Below are 19,125 nucleotides of genomic sequence, written 5' to 3' on the forward strand. Positions count from 1 at the left end.
GGAACCGCCCGGACCGCCCGCGGGTCAGCGGGCCGCGAGCGCCCCGGCGGGGGAGCGCAGACCGGCGTCGGCGGAGGACCGCGGACCGGCGTCGGCGGGCACGGGCGGCAGGACCAGGTCGGGGTCGCCGCCGGCGAGGATCGCCTGGCGCGGCCGGCCGATGTCGGGCAGGGGCGTGAGGTCGCGGCCGAAGACGCCAGCCGCGAGCCACCCCAGCGCGACGCGCACCTTGCGCTCCCACGTCGGCACGGCCAGCACGTGGTAGCCGCGGTGCATGAGCCAGGCCAGCCGGCCGCGGACCACGATGCGGCGGTACTGGAAGATGCCGTGCCCGTGGCCGAGGGTCGCGACGACGCCGAGGCTGTGGTGCAGGTACGGGCGCGGGGCCCGCCCGCGCAGGTCCGCGACGATGTTGCGGGCGAGCAGCCGGCCCTGGCGGACCGCGTGCTGCGCGTTGGGGACGGTGCGGGCGGGCGGGTCGCCCGCCGCGAGGTCCGGCACGGCGGCGTTGTCGCCCGCGGCCCAGGCGCCGGGCACCGGGGCGTCGTCGGTGCCGACCCGAAGGTCGGCGCGCACGCGCAGCAGGCCGCGCTCGTCGACGGGCAGGTCGGTGCGGTTCGCGACCACGGGGTGCGAGCCGTTGCCGGCCGCCCACACGAGCAGCCCGGTGTCGAACTCCTCGCCGGTCGACAGCACGACGTGCCCGCCGGCCGCGGAGCGGAGCTGGGTGTCGAGGTGGACGTGCCCGCCGCGCGACTCGAGGTGTCGCACCACCCACCGTCCGGGGGCGTCGGTGACCTCGGGCAGGATGCGGTCGCGCGCCTCGACGAGGTGGAACGCGGGCTCGTCGGCGCCGATCTCGGGGTAGCGCCGCAGCAGGTCCTTGCCGAGGGCGAGCAGCTCGCCGACCAGCTCGACACCCGTGAACCCGCCCCCGACGACCGTCACCGTGAGCTCCTTCGCGCGCTCGCGGCCGGGGGGCAGCTCGGCGGCTCGGGCGAACGCCGTCAGGACGCGGTCGCGCACGGCGACGGCCTCCTCGACGGTCTTCAGGCCGATCGCCTCGGTCGCCAGGCCGGGCACGGGGAAGGTGCGCGTGACGGCGCCCGCGGTGACCACGAGGGTGTCGTAGGCGAGCGCATGGTCCCGACTGTCGGGGGTGCGGACGTGGGCGGTACGGCGCGCGTGGTCGATGCGGATGACGTGGCCCGTCATGACGCGGGTGCGGCGCAGGTGCGAGCGCAGCGGCACGAGCGTGTGCCGCGCCTCGACCGACCCGGCCGCGACCTCGGGCAGGAACGGCTGGTAGGTCATGTACCCGCGCGGGTCGACGACGGTGACCCGTGCCTCGCCGCGGCGCAGCCGCTTCTCCAGCGTCCAGGCCGCGTAGAACCCGGCGTACCCGCCGCCGACGATGAGGATGTCGTGCATGGTGTGCCCTCCTGTGTGGACTCACCCTCTTGACCGGACAGCGCGTCCGTCTGTGACATCGGCAGGCCGTCGGAACGGGCACGCAGCGTCCGGACTCCTGCGTGGTTCCTTCGTGGTCCGCAGGCCCCCGAGCCGGTGACCCTGGCGGTGTCCGGCACCGCGCCGGACACCGTCCCAAGGAGAGCAGCCATGAGTTCACCCGTTCTCGAGCCGGAGGCGCAGGCCATCGCCGACGCCACGTCCGAACCGCCGTTCCTCTACGAGCTGGGCCCCGAGGGGGCGCGCAAGGTGCTGGACGACATCCAGGCGGCACCCGTCGACCAGCCCGGCGTCGACGAGGAGTGGCTCACCGTCCCCGCCGCCGTGGGCGACGTCCGCGTCCGCGTCGTGCGCCCGCCCGCCACGCACGGCCCCCTGCCCGTCGTGCTGTACATGCACGGCGGCGGCTGGGTGCTCGGCAACGCCGGCACGCACGACCGCCTGGTGCGCGAGCTCGCCGTCGGTGCGCAGGCGGCCGTCGTGTTCGTCGAGTACGACCGCTCGCCCGAGGCGCGCTACCCCGTCGCGATCGAGCAGGGCTACGCCGTCGCGCGCTGGATCACCACCGACGGTGCGGACCACGGCCTGGACGCGAGCCGCCTCGCCGTCGCGGGCGACTCCGTCGGCGGCAACATGACGGCCGCGCTCACGCTGCTCGCCAAGCGGCGCGGCGACGTCGCCTTCTGCCACCAGTCGCTCTACTACCCCGTCACGGACGCCGCGCAGGACACCGCCAGCTACATCGAGTTCGCCGACGGCCCGTTCCTCACCGCGAAGGGCATGGCCTGGTTCTGGGACTGCTACGCCCCCGACGACGCCGCCCGCGCCGAGATCACCGCGTCCCCGCTGCGCGCCACCCTCGACGAGCTCGGCGGGCTGCCCCCGGCGTTCGTCGTCGTCGACGAGAACGACGTCCTGCGCGACGAGGGCGAGGCGTACGCCCGCCGCCTGACCCTGGCCGGCGTGCCCACCACGAGCCTGCGCTACAACGGCATCATCCACGACTTCATGATGCTCAACCCGCTGCGCCCGTCCCGGGCCACCACCGCCGCCGTCGAGCAGGCCGTCCACGTGCTGCGCGTCGCGCTCGGCACCCTCTGAGACCCCTCGTGCACCGACCGGAAGGAACCGTCATGACCACCACCCCCACCGTCGTGCTCGTGCACGGCGCGTTCGCCGGATCCGACAGCTGGGAGGGCGTCGTCGCCGGGCTCCAGGCCCGCGGCGTCACCGCGATCGCCGCCGCCAACCCGCTGCGCAGCCTCGACGGCGACGCCGCGTACGTGCGCGACGTCGCCGCCTCCGTCGGCGGGCCCGTCGTCCTCGTCGGGCACTCCTACGGCGGGCTCGTCGTCACGCAGGCCGCCGCCGGCGCCCCCGCCGTCCAGGGGCTCGTCTACGTCGGCGCGTTCGCGCCCGCCGTCGGCGAGTCCGCCTTCGAGCTGTCCGGCAAGTTCCCCGGCAGCACCCTCGCCGACGCCCTCGAGGGCTACCCGCTCGCCGACGGCGGCGTCGAGCTGCGCATCGCGCCCGCCAGGTTCGCCGCACAGTTCGCCGCCGACGTCGCACCCGAGCGCACCGCGCTGCTCGCCGCCACCCAGCGGCCCGTCACCGAGGCGGCGCTGCGCGGCGGGCTCGACGTGCCCGGCGAACCCTGGCGCACGCTGCCGTCCTGGTTCGTCTGGGGCGAGCTCGACCTCAACATCCCGGCCGAGCTCCAGCGCTACCAGGCCGAGCGTGCCGGCGCCCGCGCGGCGCAGGAGATCCCCGGGGCGAGCCACGCGCTCGCTGTCTCGCACCCGGACGAGGTGACGACCACGATCCTCGCCGCCGTCGCGGGCGTCACCGGCCGCTGACGTACGGCGCGCGTGCCTGGCCCGCGCGGAACGGGTCAGGCACGCGCGCCGTGCGGCACCAGCCGCGGGCCGCGTGCGGCCGCCGCGACCGCCGCCGCGGCCCGGGCGTGCGCCGCCCAGGCCAGGTCGTCCGCGGCGGCGAGCTGCTCGCAGGCGAAGAGGCGCAGCAGGTCGTGCAGCGCGTACCGGTCGTGCGCTGCCGTCTCCACCAGGCCCAGGGACACCAGCTCGTCGAGGTGCTCCTCGACGTCGTCGCGCGGCTCCTGCGCCAGCCGGGCGGCGAGGTCCGCCCCGAACGTGGCGGCGTCGACGAGCGCGAGCCGGCGGAACAGGCGCCGGGCGCCGGGCCCGAGCAGGTCGTGCGACACCGCGATCGTCGCGCGCACGCCCAGGTCGCCCGCCACGAGGGCGTCGAGCGGCCGCTCCGCGCGCGCGAGCCGGTCGGCGAACGCGTCCGCCGTCCAGCAGCGGCGGCTCGCGACCCGGTTGCCCGCGATGCGCAGTGCGAGCGGCACGCCGTCGCACAGCCGCACCAGGCGTTCGACGCCCGCCGCCGTGCCCTGCTCGGCCGGCACGATGCGCCGCAGCAGCGCGTGCGCGTCGTCGAGCGGCAGGCGGCCGAGGTCGACGCGCACGGCGCCCTCGAGGCCCGCGAGCGAGCGGCGGCCCGTGGCGAGCACGGCCGAGCTCCCCGTGGCGGGCAGCAGGGCCCGGACCTGCGCCTCGGCCCGGACGTCGTCGAGCACCAGCAGCGCACGGCGGGCCGCGAGGGCCGTGCGGAGCTGGTCCGGCTCCTCGCCGCGGCGGGCCTCGGTGCCGGTGAGGGCTCGCACCACGCGGGCGGCGATCGTGGCGGGGGAGTGCCGGTCGGGTTCCCCGAGGGCGAGGTAGAGCACGGACTCGAAGGAGGCGTGGAGGCGTTGCGCGGCCCGGACGGCGAGGCTGGTCTTGCCGTAGCCGGGTGGGCCTGTGACGACGGCGAGGACGGGCCCGTCGGGGTGGGGCGGGCGCAGGGCGGTCTCCAGGGTACGGAGCTCGGCGTCGCGGCCGGTGAAGTCGGGGACGCCGCGGGGCAGGGCGAGGCCGCCCGGCTCGGCGGGCGGCCGGCGGCGGCCTTCGCGGGCGGCGCGCAGGACGCGCGCCCGGTCGGCGTCGACGAGGCCGAGCGCGTCGACGACGGCGAGCATCGTTCGGTGCTGGGGGCCGCGTGCGGCGCCGCGTTCGATGTCGCTGAGGGCGCGGTCGCTGACGCCGGACGCGGCGGCGAGCCCTTCGAGGGTGAGGTCGGCGGTGCGGCGCAGCCGGCGGACCAGCGCCCCGAGCGTCTCGGTGGGCTCGGGGCCGTCCGGTGGCGGGCCTGCGGTGGCGGGGACGGGCATCGCGCGCTCCTTGCGGCCGTGGTCGGTCGACACTTCGTGGTCGCTTCTCCGACCGCGCGCGGCGCTGGTCCGTGACAGGTGCGGTGCTCGGCCCAGGTGGGCGAGGTGCGGCAACAGCGCTCGCACGCCGCGCGCCCGGGTTTTGCATGAGTATGCAACCCGGTGCATACTCTTTCCGTGTCCAAGGTTCTCACCTCCCTCCCGGCCGGCGAGCGCGTCGGCATCGCGTTCTCCGGTGGTCTCGACACCTCCGTCGCCGTCGCGTGGATGCGCGAGAACGGGGCGATCCCGTTCACGTACACCGCCGACATCGGCCAGTACGACGAGCCCGACATCGCGTCCGTCCCGGGCCGCGCGGCGGCCTACGGCGCCGAGGGCGCGCGCCTGGTCGACTGCCGCGAGGCGCTCGTGGAGGAGGGCCTCGCGGCCCTGACCTGCGGCGCGTTCCACATCCGCTCGGCCGGCCGTTCGTACTTCAACACGACGCCGCTGGGCCGCGCCGTCACCGGCACGCTGCTGGTGCGCGCGATGCTCGAGGACGACGTGCAGATCTGGGGCGACGGCTCCACCTACAAGGGCAACGACATCGAGCGGTTCTACCGCTACGGCCTGCTCGCCAACCCGAACCTGCGCATCTACAAGCCGTGGCTCGACGCCCAGTTCGTCACCGAGCTCGGCGGGCGCAAGGAGATGTCGGAGTGGCTCGCCGCCCACGACCTGCCGTACCGCGACTCGACCGAGAAGGCCTACTCGACGGACGCCAACATCTGGGGCGCCACGCACGAGGCCAAGACGCTCGAGAACCTCGACACGGGCCTCGAGACCGTCGAGCCCATCATGGGCGTGAAGTTCTGGGACGAGTCCGTCGAGATCGCCCCCGAGACCGTCACGGTCGGGTTCGAGCAGGGCCGCCCTGTCTCCATCAACGGCGCGACGTTCGCGTCGGCGGTCGACCTGGTGCTGGAGGCCAACGCCGTCGGTGGCCGCCACGGCCTGGGCATGAGCGACCAGATCGAGAACCGGATCATCGAGGCGAAGTCGCGCGGCATCTACGAGGCCCCCGGCATGGCCCTGCTGTTCATCGCCTACGAGCGGCTCGTCAACGCCATCCACAACGAGGACACCGTCGCGCAGTACCACAACGACGGCCGCCGCCTCGGGCGCCTGCTGTACGAAGGGCGCTGGCTCGACCCGCAGTCGCTCATGATCCGTGAGGCGCTCCAGCGCTGGGTCGGGTCCGCCGTCACGGGCGAGGTGACGCTGCGCCTGCGGCGCGGCGAGGACTACTCGATCCTCGACACCGCCGGCCCGGCGTTCAGCTACCACCCCGACAAGCTGTCGATGGAGCGCGTCGCGGACTCGGCGTTCGGCCCCACGGACCGCATCGGCCAGCTCACGATGCGCAACCTCGACATCGCCGACTCGCGCGCCAAGCTCGAGCAGTACGCCACGCTCGGACTCGTCGGCGGCGCCCACGCCGCGCTCATCGGCGCCGGCGAGTCGACGCCGCTGATCGGCGAGCTGGAGCTCGAGGAGGGCGGCGCGCAGGCGATCGCCTCGCGCGGCCAGGCACCCGAGGGCGAGCAGCTCCTCGACGCCGCCGCCATGGAGCTCGGCACCGACTGATCGCCCCTACGCCGGAGGCCGGGTCCCTGACGGGGACCCGGCCTCCGGCATGTCACGGACGTGCCGGCGTCACCCGGGCGGGCGGACCTCGCGGGTGAGGAACACGCTGTGCGGGTCGAGCACGTACGCGCCGAACGGCGGGCACTCGACGAACCCGTGCCGCGCGTACAGGCGGCGGGCGGCGGCGAAGTAGTCCTCCGTCCCGGTCTCGAGGCTGACGCGCGCGCAGCCGCGCTGCGCCGCGAGCGCGAGCAGGTGCTCCAGGACGGCGGTGGCGACGCCGCGCCCGCGGGCGCCGGCGGCCGTGCGCATCGACTTGAGCTCGCCGTGCCCGGGGCCGAGCGTGGTGAGCGCCCCGCAGCCCAGGAGCGTGCCGGTGGCGTCGCGGGCGGTGACGAACGTGATCCCGGGCCCGGCCAGCGCGGCCGGGTCGAGGGCGTGGACGGACTCGGCCGGCGAGGTGGCGTACATGTCGGCCAGGTGCTCGGCGAGCAGCACGACGACGTCGGGCCGCACGGGGGAGTCCTCGCCGACCGACGCGAGGCGGTCAGGCATGGCGTCACCATAGCGAGCGCGTGAGCTCTCGGTCGCCTCTGGCGGACCGGCGCGGTCTCCGGTTGGTCGGCGGCGGCGACGGGTTCTCCGTCTTCCTCCAGCCGGACCGCTCGCTCATCTGGAGCGGCCCCGTCGACCTCGACGCGTTCGCCCAGCACCTCACGGCGACCTCGCCGATCACCCCGCCGGCGCTGGACCGCATCACCGTCGGCTGACCGGCCTGCCGGTGCACGCCGGGGTCCGCGGGAATCGGCCCGCGGACCCCGGCGTTGCCGCGTGCGTGAAGAAGATCGGCTTCCTGTCCTTCGGCCACTGGACGCCCCACCCGACGTCGCGCACGCAGTCCGCGTCTGACACCCTGCTCCAGTCGATCGAGCTCGCGGTCGCGGCGGAGGAGCTCGGCGCGGACGGCGCCTACTTCCGCGTGCACCACTTCGCCCGGCAGCTCGGCTCGCCCTTCCCGCTGCTCGCCGCCGTCGGCGCGCGCACGAGCCGCATCGAGATCGGCACCGGCGTCATCGACATGCGCTACGAGAACCCGCTGTACATGGCCGAGGACGCCGGCGCCGCGGACCTCATCGCGGGCGGCCGGCTCCAGCTCGGCATCTCGCGCGGGTCACCCGAGCAGGTGGTCGACGGCTGGCGCTACTTCGGGTACGAGCCCGGCGAGGGCGACACCCCCGCCGACATGGCCCGCAAGCGCGCCGAGACCTTTCTCCAGGTGGTCGAGGGCCGCGCGTTCGCGCAGCCGAGCCCTCGCCCCATGTTCCCCAACCCGCCCGGGCTGCTGCGCATCGAGCCGTACTCCGAAGGGCTGCGCGAGCGCGTCTGGTGGGGCGCCGGCTCCGACGCGACCGCGCGCTGGGCGGGCGAGCTCGGCATGAACCTCATGAGCTCGACCCTCAAGGACGACGAGACGGGCGAGCCGTTCCACGTCCAGCAGCGCAAGCAGATCGAGGCGTTCCGGCAGGCGTGGCAGGACGCCGGGCACGAGCGCACGCCGCGCGTCTCGGTGAGCCGGTCGATCTTCGCCCTCGTCAGCGACGAGGACCGCGCCTACTTCGGCGCCCGCAACCAGGACTCCGACCAGGTCGGCATGATCGACGAGACGACGCGGGCCATCTTCGGCCGCTCGTACGCGGCTGAGCCGGACGAGCTGATCGCGGAGCTCGCGGGCGACGAGGCGGTCGCCGCGGCCGACACGCTGCTGCTCACGGTGCCCAACCAGCTCGGCGTCGACTACAACGCGCACGTCATCGAGTCGATCCTGACGCACGTCGCCCCGGCGCTCGGCTGGCGCTGAGGGGCCCGCGGCGCCTCCGCCGTCAGGGCCGGTGCACGTCGGGGTCGGCGCGCAGCGCGTCCAGGAGCAGCGAGACGACGGCGGCGGGCCGTTCGAGCGCCGGCAGGTGCGCCGCCCATGACAGCTCGACGTGCTCCGCCCCGGGGATCGTGGCGGCCAGGTGCGCGGCGACGGCGCGGAAGTGGTCGAGGTCGTGCGCCCCGGACACCACGAGCGCGGGCACCGCGACGCGCGCCGGGTCGACGTCCACCCGCAGCGGCCGCGGGCCGACGCCGTCGGCCCGCTCCGCCTCGCCGGCGGCCAGCTGCACCTCCAGGGCGTGGCGCTGCATCGCCGCGAGCGCCTCGCGGGCGGACAGGGCGGCGTCGGGGCCGAGCCAGGTGGTGACGTTGAGCCGCACCACGCCCTCGATGTCGCCGGCGGCCAGGAGGGCCTCCTCGGCGTCGTCGAAGGCCTGCGCGGCGGGAGTCTGCTCGGGGACGCGCAGGCCGGGGCACAGCAGGACGAGCTCGCGCACGCGGGCGGGGTGGCGGGCGGCGAGCTCGAGCGCGACCCGTCCGCCCAGGGACGCGCCGACGACGGCGGCGTCGTCGACGCCGAGGTGGTCGAGCAGGGCGGCGACGTCGTCGGCGTCGGCGTACTCCTCGGGCGGCAGGGGGGTGTCGCCGTAGCCGCGCAGGTCGGGGCGCACCACCCGGTAGGCGTGGCGCAGGGCGGGTGTGACGGAGTCCCACATGCGCCGGTCGGCGACGCCGGCGTGCAGCAGCACGACGGCGGGGGCGGTGGAGCCGGCGGGCGTGTCGTCGTGCGCGAGCAGCATGGGCCCAACCTAGGCGGGGCGGGCCGCACTGTCCTCGGGAGGCGGGCGGTGCCACGATCGGGGGCATGGACGACGCCCAGGCCCAGCGGCTGCGGGAGCTCGCCCTGCTGCGCCGGGTGCGGGACCGGATGGACCGGGAGTACGCGCTCCCGCTGGACGTGGAGGCCCTGGCCCGCGGCGTGCACGTCTCGGCGGGGCACCTGAGCCGGCAGTTCAAGGCGGCGTACGGGGAGTCGCCGTACGAGTACCTGATGACGCGGCGCGTGGAGCGGGCGATGTCGCTGCTGCGGCGCGGCGACCTGAGCGTCACCGAGGTGTGCTTCGCCGTGGGGTTCCACTCGCTGGGGACGTTCTCGACGCGGTTCACGGAGCTGGTGGGCATGGCCCCGTCGGTGTACCGGGAGCGGGCCGCGGCGGACGCGAAGGGGCTGCCGACGTGCGTGGTCAAGGTGGCGACCCGGCCGTTGCGCCGGGCGGGCGGGCAACCGGTCAGGATCGAAGAAGCCACGCCTGCGGACCCGGCCGTAGGTTGAACGGCATGGACATCTACAACACCTTCCTCCCGCACACCGACCCCGACGCCTCGCTCGCGTTCTACCGCGACGTGCTCGGCTTCGAGGTCCGTCTCGACGTGGGCCAGGGCACCATGCGCTGGATCACCGTCGCACCGAAGGGCTCCGCGACGGGCATCGTGCTGCACCCGCCGGCGGTCGACCCGGGCATCACCGAGGACGAGCGCCGCACCATCGCCGAGATGATGGCCAAGGGCACGTACGCCACCATCGTCCTGTCCACGCCGACCCTCGACGAGGACTTCGACCGCATCGCCGGCGCGGGTGCCGAGGTGGTCCAGGAGCCCACCGACCAGCCGTACGGGCTGCGCGACGCCGCGTTCCGCGACCCGGCGGGCAACCAGGTCCGCCTCAACCAGGCCGGCTGACGGGCCGGCTGACGGGCCGGCTGACAGGTCGGCTGACAGGGCGCGTGTGGGCGGCGGTGGCTAGCGTGGCGCCCATGACGATCGCCGCCGACCGCCACGACACCATCCGCGTCCAGGGGGCCCGGGAGAACAACCTCAAGGACGTCTCCGTCGACCTGCCCAAGCGGCGGCTGACGGTCTTCACCGGGGTCTCGGGCTCCGGCAAGAGCTCGCTGGTCTTCGACACGATCGCGTCGGAGTCGCGGCGCCTGATCAACGAGACGTACTCGACGTTCCTGCAGACGTACATGCCGTCGTCGGGGCGCCCCGACGTCGACGTCCTGGAGGGCCTGACGACGGCGATCGTCGTCGACCAGGAGCGCCTGGGCGCGAACCCGCGTTCGACGGTAGGCACGGTCACGGACGCGCACGCCATGCTGCGCGTGCTCTACTCCAAGGTGGGCGAGCCGTACGTCGGCCCGCCCACCGCGTTCTCCTTCAACGTCCCGACGTCGACGGTCTCGGGGATGATGGCGGTCGAGAAGGACGGCCACACGGAGAAGACGGCCGTCAAGGGGCGCGTCTACCTGGGCGGCATGTGCCCGAAGTGCGAGGGCCGCGGCGAGGTGTCCGACCTCGACCTGGCGGAGATCGTCGACGAGTCGAGGTCGCTGTACGGCGGCGCGATCCTCGTGCCCGGGTACACGGCCGACGGGTGGATGGTCAAGGGCTTCGCCGAGTCGGGGTTCTTCGACCCGGACAAGCCGGTCAAGGACTTCACCGCCCGCGAGCGCGACGACCTGCTGTACAAGGCGCCGACGAAGGTCAAGATCTCCGGGATCAACATGTCCTACGAGGGCCTGATCCCGAAGCTGCAGAAGTCGGTCTTCTCGAAGGACCCGGACGCGATGCAGCCGCACATCCGCGCGTTCGCGGAGCGTGCGGCCACGTTCGGCACGTGCCCCGAGTGCGAGGGCACGCGCCTGACGGCAGGCCCGCGGGAGTGCAAGATCGCCGGGAAGTCGATCGCCGACGTCGCGACGATGCAGGTCAGCGACCTGACCGAGTGGCTGGCCGGCCTCGACCTGCCCGCGGCGGGCCCGCTGCTCGACGTGCTGCGGGCGACGCTGGGGTCGTTCGTCGAGCTGGGCCTGGGCTATCTGTCGCTGGACCGCGCGTCGGGGTCGCTCAGCGGCGGCGAGGCGCAGCGCATCAAGCTGCTGCGCCACCTCGGGTCGGCCCTGACGGACGTCACGTACGTGTTCGACGAGCCGACCATCGGCCTGCACCCGCACGACATCCAGCGGATGAACACCCTCCTGCTGCAGCTGCGCGACAAGGGCAACACGGTGCTGGTCGTCGAGCACAAGCCGGAGACCATCGCGATCGGCGACCACGTCGTCGACATGGGTCCGGGCGCGGGCACGGGCGGGGGAGAGATCGTCTTCGAGGGTACGGTCGACGGGCTGCGCGGCTCGGGAACGCTCACGGGCAAGCACCTGGACGACCGCGCCCACCTCAAGGAGACGGTGCGGACCCCGACGGGTGCGGTCGAGATCCGCGGCGCGTCAACGCACAACCTCCGGGACGTCGACGTCGACGTCCCCCTCGGCGTGCTCACGGTCGTCACGGGCGTGGCCGGGTCGGGCAAGAGCTCGCTCATCCACGGGTCGCTCGCGAAGCGCGACGACGTCGTCGTCATCGACCAGGGCGCGATCCGCGGGTCGCGCCGCTCTAACCCCGCCACGTACACGGGCCTGCTGGAGCCGATCCGCAAGGCGTTCGCGAAGGCGAACGGCGTCAAGCCGGCCCTGTTCAGCGCGAACTCCGAGGGCGCCTGCCCCACGTGCAAGGGCAACGGCGTCATCTACACCGAGCTCGGCTTCATGGACACGGTGACGACGCCGTGCGAGGACTGCGGCGGCAAGCGGTTCATGGCGTCCGTGCTCGAGTACCGGCTCGGCGGCAAGGACATCTCCGAGGTCCTGTCCATGCCCGTCGCCGACGCCGAGGCGTTCTTCGCCCAGGGCGGCCCCGCCCCGCTCCCGGCCGCGCACACGATCCTCGACCGGCTCGTGGACGTCGGGCTCGGCTACGTCAACCTGGGCCAGCCGCTGACGACGCTGTCCGGGGGAGAGCGGCAGCGCATCAAGCTCGCCTCGCAGATGGGGGAGAAGGGCGGCACCTACGTCCTCGACGAGCCCACCACGGGCCTGCACCTGGCCGACGTCGCCCACCTCCTCGCGCTGCTCGACCGGCTCGTGGACGCCGGCCGCTCCGTCGTCGTCATCGAGCACCACCAGGCCGTCATGGCGCACGCCGACTGGATCATCGACCTCGGCCCGGGCGCCGGGCACGACGGCGGCCGGGTCGTCTTCGAGGGGACGCCGGCGGAGCTCGTCGCCCAGCGGTCGACGCTCACCGGGCAGCACCTCGCGGAGTACGTCGCGTCCTGACCGCCGCGCCGCCGGGCGACGCTGGGATCGGGCGTCACCCGACGCGGGCCCGGCGTCGCGCGCGGACGCCGGCGCGCCGCCTGCTGGCGCCGCGCCACCCATTCGGGGCACCCTTGGCCCCGTGCACCTCCAGATCCCCGCCCTGCTCGCCGACTCGACGGTCCTGCAACGCGACCGGCCCCTGACCGTCACCGGCCGCGGCACCCCCGGCGCGCCCGTCACCCTCGGCCTCGGCGGCGAGGCCTGGACCGGCACCGCCGCCGCGGACGGCACCTGGACCGTCACCCTCGGGCCGCTGGCCGCCTCCGCCGAGCCCCGCACCCTGACCGTCACGTGCGGCGCCGACACCCTGCACCGCCGCGACGTCGTCGTCGGCGACGTCTGGCTCATGGCCGGGCAGTCCAACATGGAGCTCTGGCTCTCCCGCACCCGGCACGCGTTCCCCGACGCGCTGACCGTCACCGACCCGCTGCTGCGACAGGTCGCCGTCCCGCAGGTCGCGCGCGTCGCCGGACCGCTGGACCCGCTCGACGCGACCGGGGTGGCGTGGACGTCGCTCAGCCCCGCCACCGCGCCCGACTTCTCCGCCGTCGGGTACTTCTTCGCCCGCGCTCTGCGCGAGCGGTACAACGTGCCCGTCGGCATCATCGCCACCGGCGTCGGCGGCACCCCCATCGACGCCTGGCTCCCGCGCACCGAGCTCGAACGCCTCGGCGTCGACCTCACGGCCGCCGACCGGTGCGCCGACCCCGCCGTCGTCGCCGCGCAGGAGGCCGCCGAGCAGGCCGTCACCCAGGCCTACCTCGACGCGCTCGACGCCGCCGACGCCGGCCTCGCCGAGGGCTGGGCCGCCCCGTCCCACGACGACACCGCCTGGGAGCACGCACCCCTGACGGACCCGGTCGAGGGGAGCGGCGCCACCTGGTTCCGCACCACCCTCGACGTCCCCGCCGCCGAACGCGGCAAGGCCGCCGCGATCTTCCTCGGCACCGCCACCGACAAGGACGAGGTCTACGTCGACGGCGTGCGCGTCGGCGTCACCCACTACGCCTACCCGCCCCGCAACTACGACATCACCCTGCCCGACGCCGAGCACGTCACCCTCGCCGTGCGCCTCCTCGCGTTCCAGGGCGCCGGCCGGTGGACCCCGTTCAAGAACCGGTTCGTCGCCACCGACACCCGCACCTGGGACCTCACCGGCCCCTGGCGACGCCGCACCGGCACCGTCGCCGCCGACGCCCCCGCCACCACGTTCGCCCGCAACCTGCCCGGCGGCCTCTACAACGGCATGATCGCCCCGCTCGCCGGCACCGGGCTCGCCGGCATCTGCTGGTACCAGGGCGAGTCGAACACCGCCCAGCCCGACACCTACGCCGACCACCTCACCGCGCTCGTCACCTCCTGGCGCGCCCTCCTCGGCGACGACCTGCCCGTGCTCGTCCAGCAGCTCGCCCACTGGGACCCCAGCGCCGGCACCGCCACCGACCCCGACCTGCTCGCCCGCTGGGAGACCCTCCGCGACGCGCAACGCCACGTCCTGACCCTGCCGCGCACCGGCCTCGCCGCCGGGTACGACGTCGGCGAGTTCAACGACCTCCACCCCCAGGACAAGCGCACCGTCGGCGAACGCCTCGCCCGCCTCGCCCAGCGCCTCGCCTACGGAGAACGCCCCGCCCCCAACATGCACGAGATGTACAACGCCTGACCGCGACCGGGCGCAGCGCCCTGACGTGGTTGGATGCACGCCATGACGCTCCGCTTCCCGCCCCCGCTGCGCCCCGGCGACCGCATCGGCGTCACCTCACCCTCCGCCGGGGTCGGGGAGCGCGCCCAGGCACGCATCGCGTTCAGCATCGAGTGGCTCCGCCGCCGCGGGTACGACGTCGTCGTCGGTGACTGCATGAGCGCCGACCGGTGGGTCTCCGCCCCCAAGGAGGCACGCGCCGCCGAGCTCACCGCCATGCTCACCGACCCCACCGTCCGGGCCGTCGTCCCGCCCTGGGGCGGTGCCGGCACCGCCCTCGACCTCCTCGACCAGCTCGACTACGACGCCCTCGCGGCCGCCGAACCCACCTGGGTCGTCGGCTACTCCGACTCCACCGCCTGGATGGTCCCCCTCACCCTGCGCGCCGGCCTGCCCACGCTCCACGGCGACAACCTCGCCGACACCCCCTACACCGCGCCCGCCGGCCTCACCCACTGGCTCGACCTCGCCGAGTCCACCGGACCCGTCACCCAGCACGACAGCCACGTCGTCGCCGGGTGGCACCCGCTCGCCACCCCCACGGCCACCACCTGGAAAGACCCCCGCCCCGGCACCTGGCAGCTCCACGGCACCGACCGCCTCGACGCCACCGGCACCCTCATCGGCGGATGCATCGAGGTGCTCGCCGGCATCGCCGGAACCCCCTACGCCGACGTCCGCCAGTTCGGCACCCAGCACGGCGACCTCGTCGTCTACCTGGAGGCCGCCGACGACGACGCCTACACCATCTGCCGCAACCTGCACCACCTGCGCTACACCGGCTGGTTCGACCACGCCACGACCATCCTCCTCGGACGCACCAACGCCCCCGCCGGCACCGGCGACGGCGGCATGACCCAGCACGAAGCCGCCCTCGACGCCCTCGGCGGCCTCGACATCCCGATCGTCCTCGACGTCGAGATCGGCCACGTCCCCCCGCACCTCCCGCTGCTCAACGGCGCCACCGCACACGTCACCGTCGACGGCGACCACCACGAGATCACCCAGACCTGGCCCCGAGCCATGCCCCAGCCCGCCGCCTGACACTCGCGGGCTCAGGGCCCCGTCGTTGCCGCCCGGCTCGCGACGTCGAGGACGATCGCGCGGACCTCAGGGTGGTCGAGCAGCCGGAAGTGCCCGCCGTCGTCGAGCACGACGTTCGTCGCGCCCGGCAGCGCGACGCGGGCCGGGATGTGCGGGTCGAAGACGCCGGTGATGGTCGTGATGCGCGCGTTGACGTCGGTCCGCTCGTGCAGGCGCCGCAGCGTCGGGTTGTCCGGGGAGAACGCGCGCAGCGTGCGGGAGGGCAGGTGCCGCGCGTAGGCCGAGCCGGCGAAGGGCGTGCACACCGCGACCAGGTGCGTGACCCGGCGCTGCGGGTCGAGGTCGGCCATGACGCACTTGCCGACGAGCCCGCCCTTGCTGTGCGCGACGAGGACGACGTCGCGCAGGTCGCGGGCCTGGAGAAGACGGGCGACGTCGCGGGCCACGTCGGCGACAGGGCGGCCGTTGCGCCCGAGGCCGGGGACGACGTGGACCGGGTGCCCGGCCGCGTGCAGGGTGTCGCCGAGCGACCCGAGGAACCCCCACGGCTCCCAGACGCCGGGCAGCAGCACGACGGGGCGGAGGCTGCCCGATCCGAGCTCCCGCGCGCCGCGACGGCGGAGCGTTCCACGAACCTGCCGGCGGACGGCGAAGGCGTAGTCCTTCGCCCACCACGACAGGGTCCGAGCCAGGCGCCTCACACGACGAAGGCTAGGCGGCCCGGAGGCCGGCGGGCCTGCCCGTGGCGGCGGACGGAGACCTGCGCGGAGCGCGCGGCATGCCCTAGCCTCCGACCATGCTCGGAACAGTGCTTGCGCTCGGCGGCGGTGGCTTCTCGATGTCCGACGACGGGACATCGGCGATCGACGACTTCCTGCTCGACCTCACGGGCAAGGACCACCCGCGCGTCTGCTTCGTGCCGACGGCCAGCGGGGACGCCGACGGCTACAGCCAGCGCTTCGAGGCCGCGTTCGCGGGCCGGGCGGAGACGTCGGTGCTCTCGCTGTTCTGCCACGCCCCCTGGGGTTACGCGGACCCCAAGGTCCTCCTGGAGCAGGACGTCGTCTACGTCGGCGGCGGCTCGACGGCGAACCTGCTGGCGCTCTGGCGCCTGCACGGGCTGCCGTCGATCCTGGCCGAGGCGGCGGCGCACGGCACCGTCCTGGCGGGGATCAGCGCGGGCATGAACTGCTGGTTCGACGGGTCCTCGACCGACTCGTTCGGTCCGCTCGCACCGCTGGCCGACGGGCTCGGGTTCGTCGCGGGCAGCGCGTGCCCGCACTACCTGGGCGAGCCGGGTCGCCGCGAGCGGTACCAGCGCTGGGTGGCCGACGGGTCGCTCGAGGCCGGCTACGCCGTCGACGACCACGCCGCCATCCTGTTCCGCGACGGCGTGTTCGTGGAGGCCGTCGCCGAACAGGACGACCGGCCGGTGTTCCGCGTCGAGCGCGTGGCACCGGGCCGGTCGGCGGAGCTCGACGTCCCGGTGCGCCGGCTGCGCTGACGCTCGGCGGGGTCTCCGTCAGGCGGGCAGGAGACGCACGAGCCGCGCCTTCTTCCGGTTCTCCCGCACGACCCACGCGGTGTCGGGGTCGGGGGAGCGCTCCAGGGCGGCGAAGGCCCGGAGTCCGGCCGTGGGGTCGCCCGCGACGGCGACGCTCCAGCAGTAGCCCAGCGCCTGGCGCAGCGTGCGGACGTCCGGGTCGCGGCGTGCGTCGGCGGGCAGCGCCTCGACGGAGTCGGTCGCGGCCCGGCACGCGGCGAGGGCTGCCGCTGCGGTGGCGGGGTCGCGCAGCAGCCGCGGCTCGCAGACGCCGGCGATCGCGGCGCGGCGCACGAGCGGGTGCGGGTCGTGCGCCCACGCCTGCACCAGGAGGCGGAGCGCGGCGCCGTCGACGTCGCCCACCCGCTGGAGCGCCATCGCGGCCGCCTCGCGCACGCGCCACGACGGGTCCGCGGCGCGGGCGTGCAGCAGCGCGGTGAGGGCCGTGTCCGCAGGGCTCTCGACGAGGAGCCTGCCGACCGCGGCGGTGCCGCAGGCGCGCAGGTACTCGTCGGGGCTGGCGGCGAGGTCCAGGATCAGGCCGGCCGGCGCGACATCCCCGAACGCCGTGAGGAGCTCGAGGTTCGAGCGTGGCCCCGGAAGACCTGACCGGGCGGTCAGGTACGCCGGCACCTCCTCGGCCGGGAGGGCACGCAGGGCGTCGCGGTGAAGCTCGACCTGGGTCATGTGCCCGTCCTCTCGCTCACGCCGTCCGTGTGCACGCCGTCCGTGTGCACTCTGTCACGACGGACGCGCGGCCACGAGCAGCACGGCGTCCGGCAGCGGCGTCGGCTCGCTCACAGGGCCGCTCCGCGGGCGCTGCTCGACGCGGCGGGGGAGCGGGGCAACCCCACCCGCCGGTCAGCCGAGGCGGCCGAACACCGGTGCGGGAGGTCCGCTGCGTTCGCCCTCGCCCAGCTGCTCGCCCAGGGCCGTCGCGCCGGTGGGGCAGAAGGGCGTCAGCTCGGTGGCGATCGTCCTGCAGGCTCGCACGACCGTGCTGAGCAGGCGCCGCGTGCGTCGCGGGTCGCCGTCGGGATCCTTGGCGTCCTTCCAGGGTTGCGCTGCGTTCAGCAGCTGGTTGGCGATGTCGACGACGGCGGTGACCTGTCCCGTCGCGGAGCGGAAGTCTGCCGCTGCGAGGGCGGCGTCGATCTTCGCCGGCAGGACGGCGCAGGCGCTGTCAAGCCCGACGCTGCTCCAGCCGGGCCCGGCGACCGGCCCGTCGTCGGGGTGCAGGCGGCCCCCGTAGTGCTTGTGCAGCAAGGTCAACGTGCGATGGGCGAGGTTGCCGAGCCCGTTGGCCAGGTCGGCGTCGTGCGCCTGGACCAGGCGGGCGGTCGTGAACTCTGTGTCGCCCAGGAGGGTGACCTCCCGCGTGACCCACCACCGCAAGGCGTCGATGCCGTAGGCGTCCACGAGGTCGATCGGGTCGACGGTGTTGCCGGTGCTCTTGGAGAGCTTCGCCCCGCCCAGGTTGACGTAGTCGTGCACGTGGATCGTCGTGGGGAGCGGCTCGCCCGCCGACAGCAGGAGCGCCGCCCAGTAGACGGCGTGGAACCGGGTGATGCCCTTGCCGATCACGTGCACACGCTCTCCGTCGCCGCACCACCACGTCCGGTAGGCATCGGTGTGCTGGTCGACGCCGAGCGCGGTGACGTAGTTGGCCAGCGCGTCCCACCACACGTAGACCACCTGGCTCGGGTCCCCAGGGACGGGGATGCCCCAGCCGTCCGCGCGCGCTGCCGGGCGCGAGACGCTGAAGTCCTTCAGGCCGGCGTCGACGAGCGCGAGGACCTCGTTGCGCTTCTGGGGAGGGTTGACGGTCAGCGCGCCGGACGTGATGGCAGCCCGGATCTGGTCGCCGTAGCGCGAGAGGCGAAAGAACCAGTTGGTCTCGGTGACGGGCTCCGGCGCCGTACCGTGCTCGGGGCACAGCCCGTCCGCCAGGGCGTCGGCCTCGTAGAACTGCTCGCACCCGACGCAGTAGAGGCCCTCGTACGTGTGCTGGTAGAAGTCGCCGGCATCGGCACACCGCCGCCAGAGGTACTCGACGCCGGGCCGGTGCCGCGGGTCGGACGACGTCCGGATGTAGTCGTCGCAGCTCAGTTCGAGGCGCCGCTGCAGCGCCTCGAACCGGTCTGCGGCGCTCCCGACGTAGTCGGCGACCGGGATCCCGGCGGACCGCGCGGCGATGACGTTCTTCAAGGCATGGTCGTCGGTCCCGGACAGGAACCGGACAGGGTGCCCGCGCAGCCTTCGGTGGCGGGCGAGCACGTCGGCCTGGACGAACTCGAGCGCGTGCCCCAGATGGGGCGCGGCGTTCACGTACGGGATCGCCGTGGTGACGTAGTACGGGGTCATGGCGGGACCTCCTGGGCTGTCTGGTCGGCAGCGGGCCCGCGTGTCG

Annotated in this window: 18 protein-coding genes; 11 read left to right on the plus strand and 7 right to left on the minus strand. The window is 74.5% G+C overall.

Going from position 1 to position 19,125, the window contains the following annotated elements; translation table 11 throughout:
* Positions 1-24 precede the first annotated feature (24 nt).
* Positions 25-1,431 (minus strand): NAD(P)/FAD-dependent oxidoreductase, encoded by a 1,407-nt coding sequence (locus tag ET471_RS14170; protein WP_129189349.1) that lies wholly within the window; start codon positions 1,429-1,431, stop codon positions 25-27.
* A 189-nt stretch (positions 1,432-1,620) separates the two neighbouring features.
* Here ET471_RS14170 and ET471_RS14175 point away from each other — a divergent pair, with 189 nt between their 5' ends.
* Together ET471_RS14175 and ET471_RS14180 are read left to right on the plus strand one after the other, a co-directional pair.
* Positions 1,621-2,571: an alpha/beta hydrolase gene (locus tag ET471_RS14175; RefSeq protein ID WP_129189350.1), complete on the plus strand. Its 951-nt coding sequence runs from the start codon at positions 1,621-1,623 to the stop codon at positions 2,569-2,571.
* 32 nt (positions 2,572-2,603) lie between these two features.
* Positions 2,604-3,326, plus strand: coding sequence for an alpha/beta fold hydrolase (locus ET471_RS14180; protein WP_129189353.1), 723 nt, complete (start codon positions 2,604-2,606; stop codon positions 3,324-3,326).
* Positions 3,327-3,361: 35 nt separating this feature from the next.
* Here the strand turns inward: ET471_RS14180 and ET471_RS14185 are convergent, their stop codons facing one another.
* Positions 3,362-4,705, minus strand: coding sequence for an XRE family transcriptional regulator (locus ET471_RS14185; RefSeq protein ID WP_165350506.1), 1,344 nt, complete (start codon positions 4,703-4,705; stop codon positions 3,362-3,364).
* A 177-nt stretch (positions 4,706-4,882) separates the two neighbouring features.
* Between ET471_RS14185 and argG the strand changes: the two genes are divergently transcribed.
* Positions 4,883-6,331 carry an argininosuccinate synthase gene (argG, locus tag ET471_RS14190; protein WP_129189357.1) on the plus strand — a complete coding sequence of 483 codons (1,449 nt, stop codon included), beginning with the start codon at positions 4,883-4,885 and terminating at the stop codon, positions 6,329-6,331.
* Between the two features lie 69 nt (positions 6,332-6,400).
* Here the strand turns inward: argG and ET471_RS14195 are convergent, their stop codons facing one another.
* A complete protein-coding gene (locus ET471_RS14195; RefSeq protein WP_129189359.1) occupies positions 6,401-6,886 on the minus strand; it encodes a GNAT family N-acetyltransferase in 486 nt (161 codons plus the stop codon).
* A gap of 20 nt (positions 6,887-6,906) precedes the next feature.
* Between ET471_RS14195 and ET471_RS14200 the strand changes: the two genes are divergently transcribed.
* Positions 6,907-7,101: a hypothetical protein gene (locus ET471_RS14200; protein ID WP_129189361.1), complete on the plus strand. Its 195-nt coding sequence runs from the start codon at positions 6,907-6,909 to the stop codon at positions 7,099-7,101.
* A gap of 65 nt (positions 7,102-7,166) precedes the next feature.
* A complete protein-coding gene (locus tag ET471_RS14205; protein WP_129189363.1) occupies positions 7,167-8,189 on the plus strand; it encodes an LLM class flavin-dependent oxidoreductase in 1,023 nt (340 codons plus the stop codon).
* Between the two features lie 22 nt (positions 8,190-8,211).
* Here the strand turns inward: ET471_RS14205 and ET471_RS14210 are convergent, their stop codons facing one another.
* Positions 8,212-9,009 carry an alpha/beta fold hydrolase gene (locus tag ET471_RS14210; RefSeq protein ID WP_129189365.1) on the minus strand — a complete coding sequence of 266 codons (798 nt, stop codon included), beginning with the start codon at positions 9,007-9,009 and terminating at the stop codon, positions 8,212-8,214.
* 65 nt (positions 9,010-9,074) lie between these two features.
* On the opposite strand from ET471_RS14210, the gene ET471_RS14215 reads away from it, so the two are divergent.
* The 5 genes from ET471_RS14215 to ET471_RS14235 all read left to right on the plus strand — a co-directional run bounded on the left by ET471_RS14215 (position 9,075) and on the right by ET471_RS14235 (position 15,172).
* Positions 9,075-9,542 carry a helix-turn-helix transcriptional regulator gene (locus ET471_RS14215; RefSeq protein WP_129189367.1) on the plus strand — a complete coding sequence of 156 codons (468 nt, stop codon included), beginning with the start codon at positions 9,075-9,077 and terminating at the stop codon, positions 9,540-9,542.
* Between the two features lie 5 nt (positions 9,543-9,547).
* Positions 9,548-9,949: a VOC family protein gene (locus tag ET471_RS14220; protein ID WP_207207274.1), complete on the plus strand. Its 402-nt coding sequence runs from the start codon at positions 9,548-9,550 to the stop codon at positions 9,947-9,949.
* 74 nt (positions 9,950-10,023) lie between these two features.
* Positions 10,024-12,384, plus strand: coding sequence for an ATP-binding cassette domain-containing protein (locus ET471_RS14225; protein WP_129189371.1), 2,361 nt, complete (start codon positions 10,024-10,026; stop codon positions 12,382-12,384).
* Positions 12,385-12,505: 121 nt separating this feature from the next.
* Positions 12,506-14,089: a sialate O-acetylesterase gene (locus ET471_RS18880; protein WP_129189373.1), complete on the plus strand. Its 1,584-nt coding sequence runs from the start codon at positions 12,506-12,508 to the stop codon at positions 14,087-14,089.
* A 42-nt stretch (positions 14,090-14,131) separates the two neighbouring features.
* A complete protein-coding gene (locus tag ET471_RS14235) occupies positions 14,132-15,172 on the plus strand; it encodes a S66 family peptidase (RefSeq protein ID WP_129189375.1) in 1,041 nt (346 codons plus the stop codon).
* 11 nt (positions 15,173-15,183) lie between these two features.
* On the opposite strand, the gene ET471_RS14240 is transcribed toward ET471_RS14235, so the two are convergent.
* Positions 15,184-15,873: an esterase/lipase family protein gene (locus tag ET471_RS14240; protein ID WP_129189377.1), complete on the minus strand. Its 690-nt coding sequence runs from the start codon at positions 15,871-15,873 to the stop codon at positions 15,184-15,186.
* A 95-nt stretch (positions 15,874-15,968) separates the two neighbouring features.
* On the opposite strand from ET471_RS14240, the gene ET471_RS14245 reads away from it, so the two are divergent.
* Positions 15,969-16,676, plus strand: a complete 708-nt coding sequence (locus ET471_RS14245) for a Type 1 glutamine amidotransferase-like domain-containing protein (protein WP_129189379.1) — start codon at positions 15,969-15,971, stop codon at positions 16,674-16,676.
* An 18-nt stretch (positions 16,677-16,694) separates the two neighbouring features.
* On the opposite strand, the gene ET471_RS14250 is transcribed toward ET471_RS14245, so the two are convergent.
* Positions 16,695-17,402 carry a HEAT repeat domain-containing protein gene (locus tag ET471_RS14250; protein ID WP_129189381.1) on the minus strand — a complete coding sequence of 236 codons (708 nt, stop codon included), beginning with the start codon at positions 17,400-17,402 and terminating at the stop codon, positions 16,695-16,697.
* A gap of 174 nt (positions 17,403-17,576) precedes the next feature.
* Entirely contained in the window at positions 17,577-19,079 is a 1,503-nt protein-coding gene (metG, locus tag ET471_RS14255; RefSeq protein WP_129189384.1) for a methionine--tRNA ligase, read from the minus strand.
* Positions 19,080-19,125: the final 46 nt, after the last annotated feature.

The sequence above is a fragment of the Xylanimonas protaetiae genome (assembly GCF_004135385.1).
GTDB classification, from domain to species: domain Bacteria; phylum Actinomycetota; class Actinomycetes; order Actinomycetales; family Cellulomonadaceae; genus Xylanimonas; species Xylanimonas protaetiae.

Excerpts from the sequence above, each read along its gene's own strand:
- ET471_RS14170 (WP_129189349.1), bottom strand. The coding sequence starts at position 1,431 with ATGCACGACATCCTCATCGTCGGCGGCGGGTACGCCGGGTTCTACGCG.
- ET471_RS14175 (WP_129189350.1), top strand. The coding sequence starts at position 1,621 with ATGAGTTCACCCGTTCTCGAGCCGGAGGCGCAGGCCATCGCCGACGCC.
- ET471_RS14180 (WP_129189353.1), top strand. The coding sequence starts at position 2,604 with ATGACCACCACCCCCACCGTCGTGCTCGTGCACGGCGCGTTCGCCGGA.
- ET471_RS14185 (WP_165350506.1), bottom strand. The coding sequence starts at position 4,705 with ATGCCCGTCCCCGCCACCGCAGGCCCGCCACCGGACGGCCCCGAGCCC.
- ET471_RS14195 (WP_129189359.1), bottom strand. The coding sequence starts at position 6,886 with ATGCCTGACCGCCTCGCGTCGGTCGGCGAGGACTCCCCCGTGCGGCCC.
- ET471_RS14210 (WP_129189365.1), bottom strand. The coding sequence starts at position 9,009 with ATGCTGCTCGCGCACGACGACACGCCCGCCGGCTCCACCGCCCCCGCC.
- ET471_RS14215 (WP_129189367.1), top strand. The coding sequence starts at position 9,075 with ATGGACGACGCCCAGGCCCAGCGGCTGCGGGAGCTCGCCCTGCTGCGC.
- ET471_RS14220 (WP_207207274.1), top strand. The coding sequence starts at position 9,548 with ATGGACATCTACAACACCTTCCTCCCGCACACCGACCCCGACGCCTCG.
- ET471_RS14225 (WP_129189371.1), top strand. The coding sequence starts at position 10,024 with ATGACGATCGCCGCCGACCGCCACGACACCATCCGCGTCCAGGGGGCC.
- ET471_RS14235 (WP_129189375.1), top strand. The coding sequence starts at position 14,132 with ATGACGCTCCGCTTCCCGCCCCCGCTGCGCCCCGGCGACCGCATCGGC.
- ET471_RS14245 (WP_129189379.1), top strand. The coding sequence starts at position 15,969 with ATGCTCGGAACAGTGCTTGCGCTCGGCGGCGGTGGCTTCTCGATGTCC.
- ET471_RS14250 (WP_129189381.1), bottom strand. The coding sequence starts at position 17,402 with ATGACCCAGGTCGAGCTTCACCGCGACGCCCTGCGTGCCCTCCCGGCC.
- metG (WP_129189384.1), bottom strand. The coding sequence starts at position 19,079 with ATGACCCCGTACTACGTCACCACGGCGATCCCGTACGTGAACGCCGCG.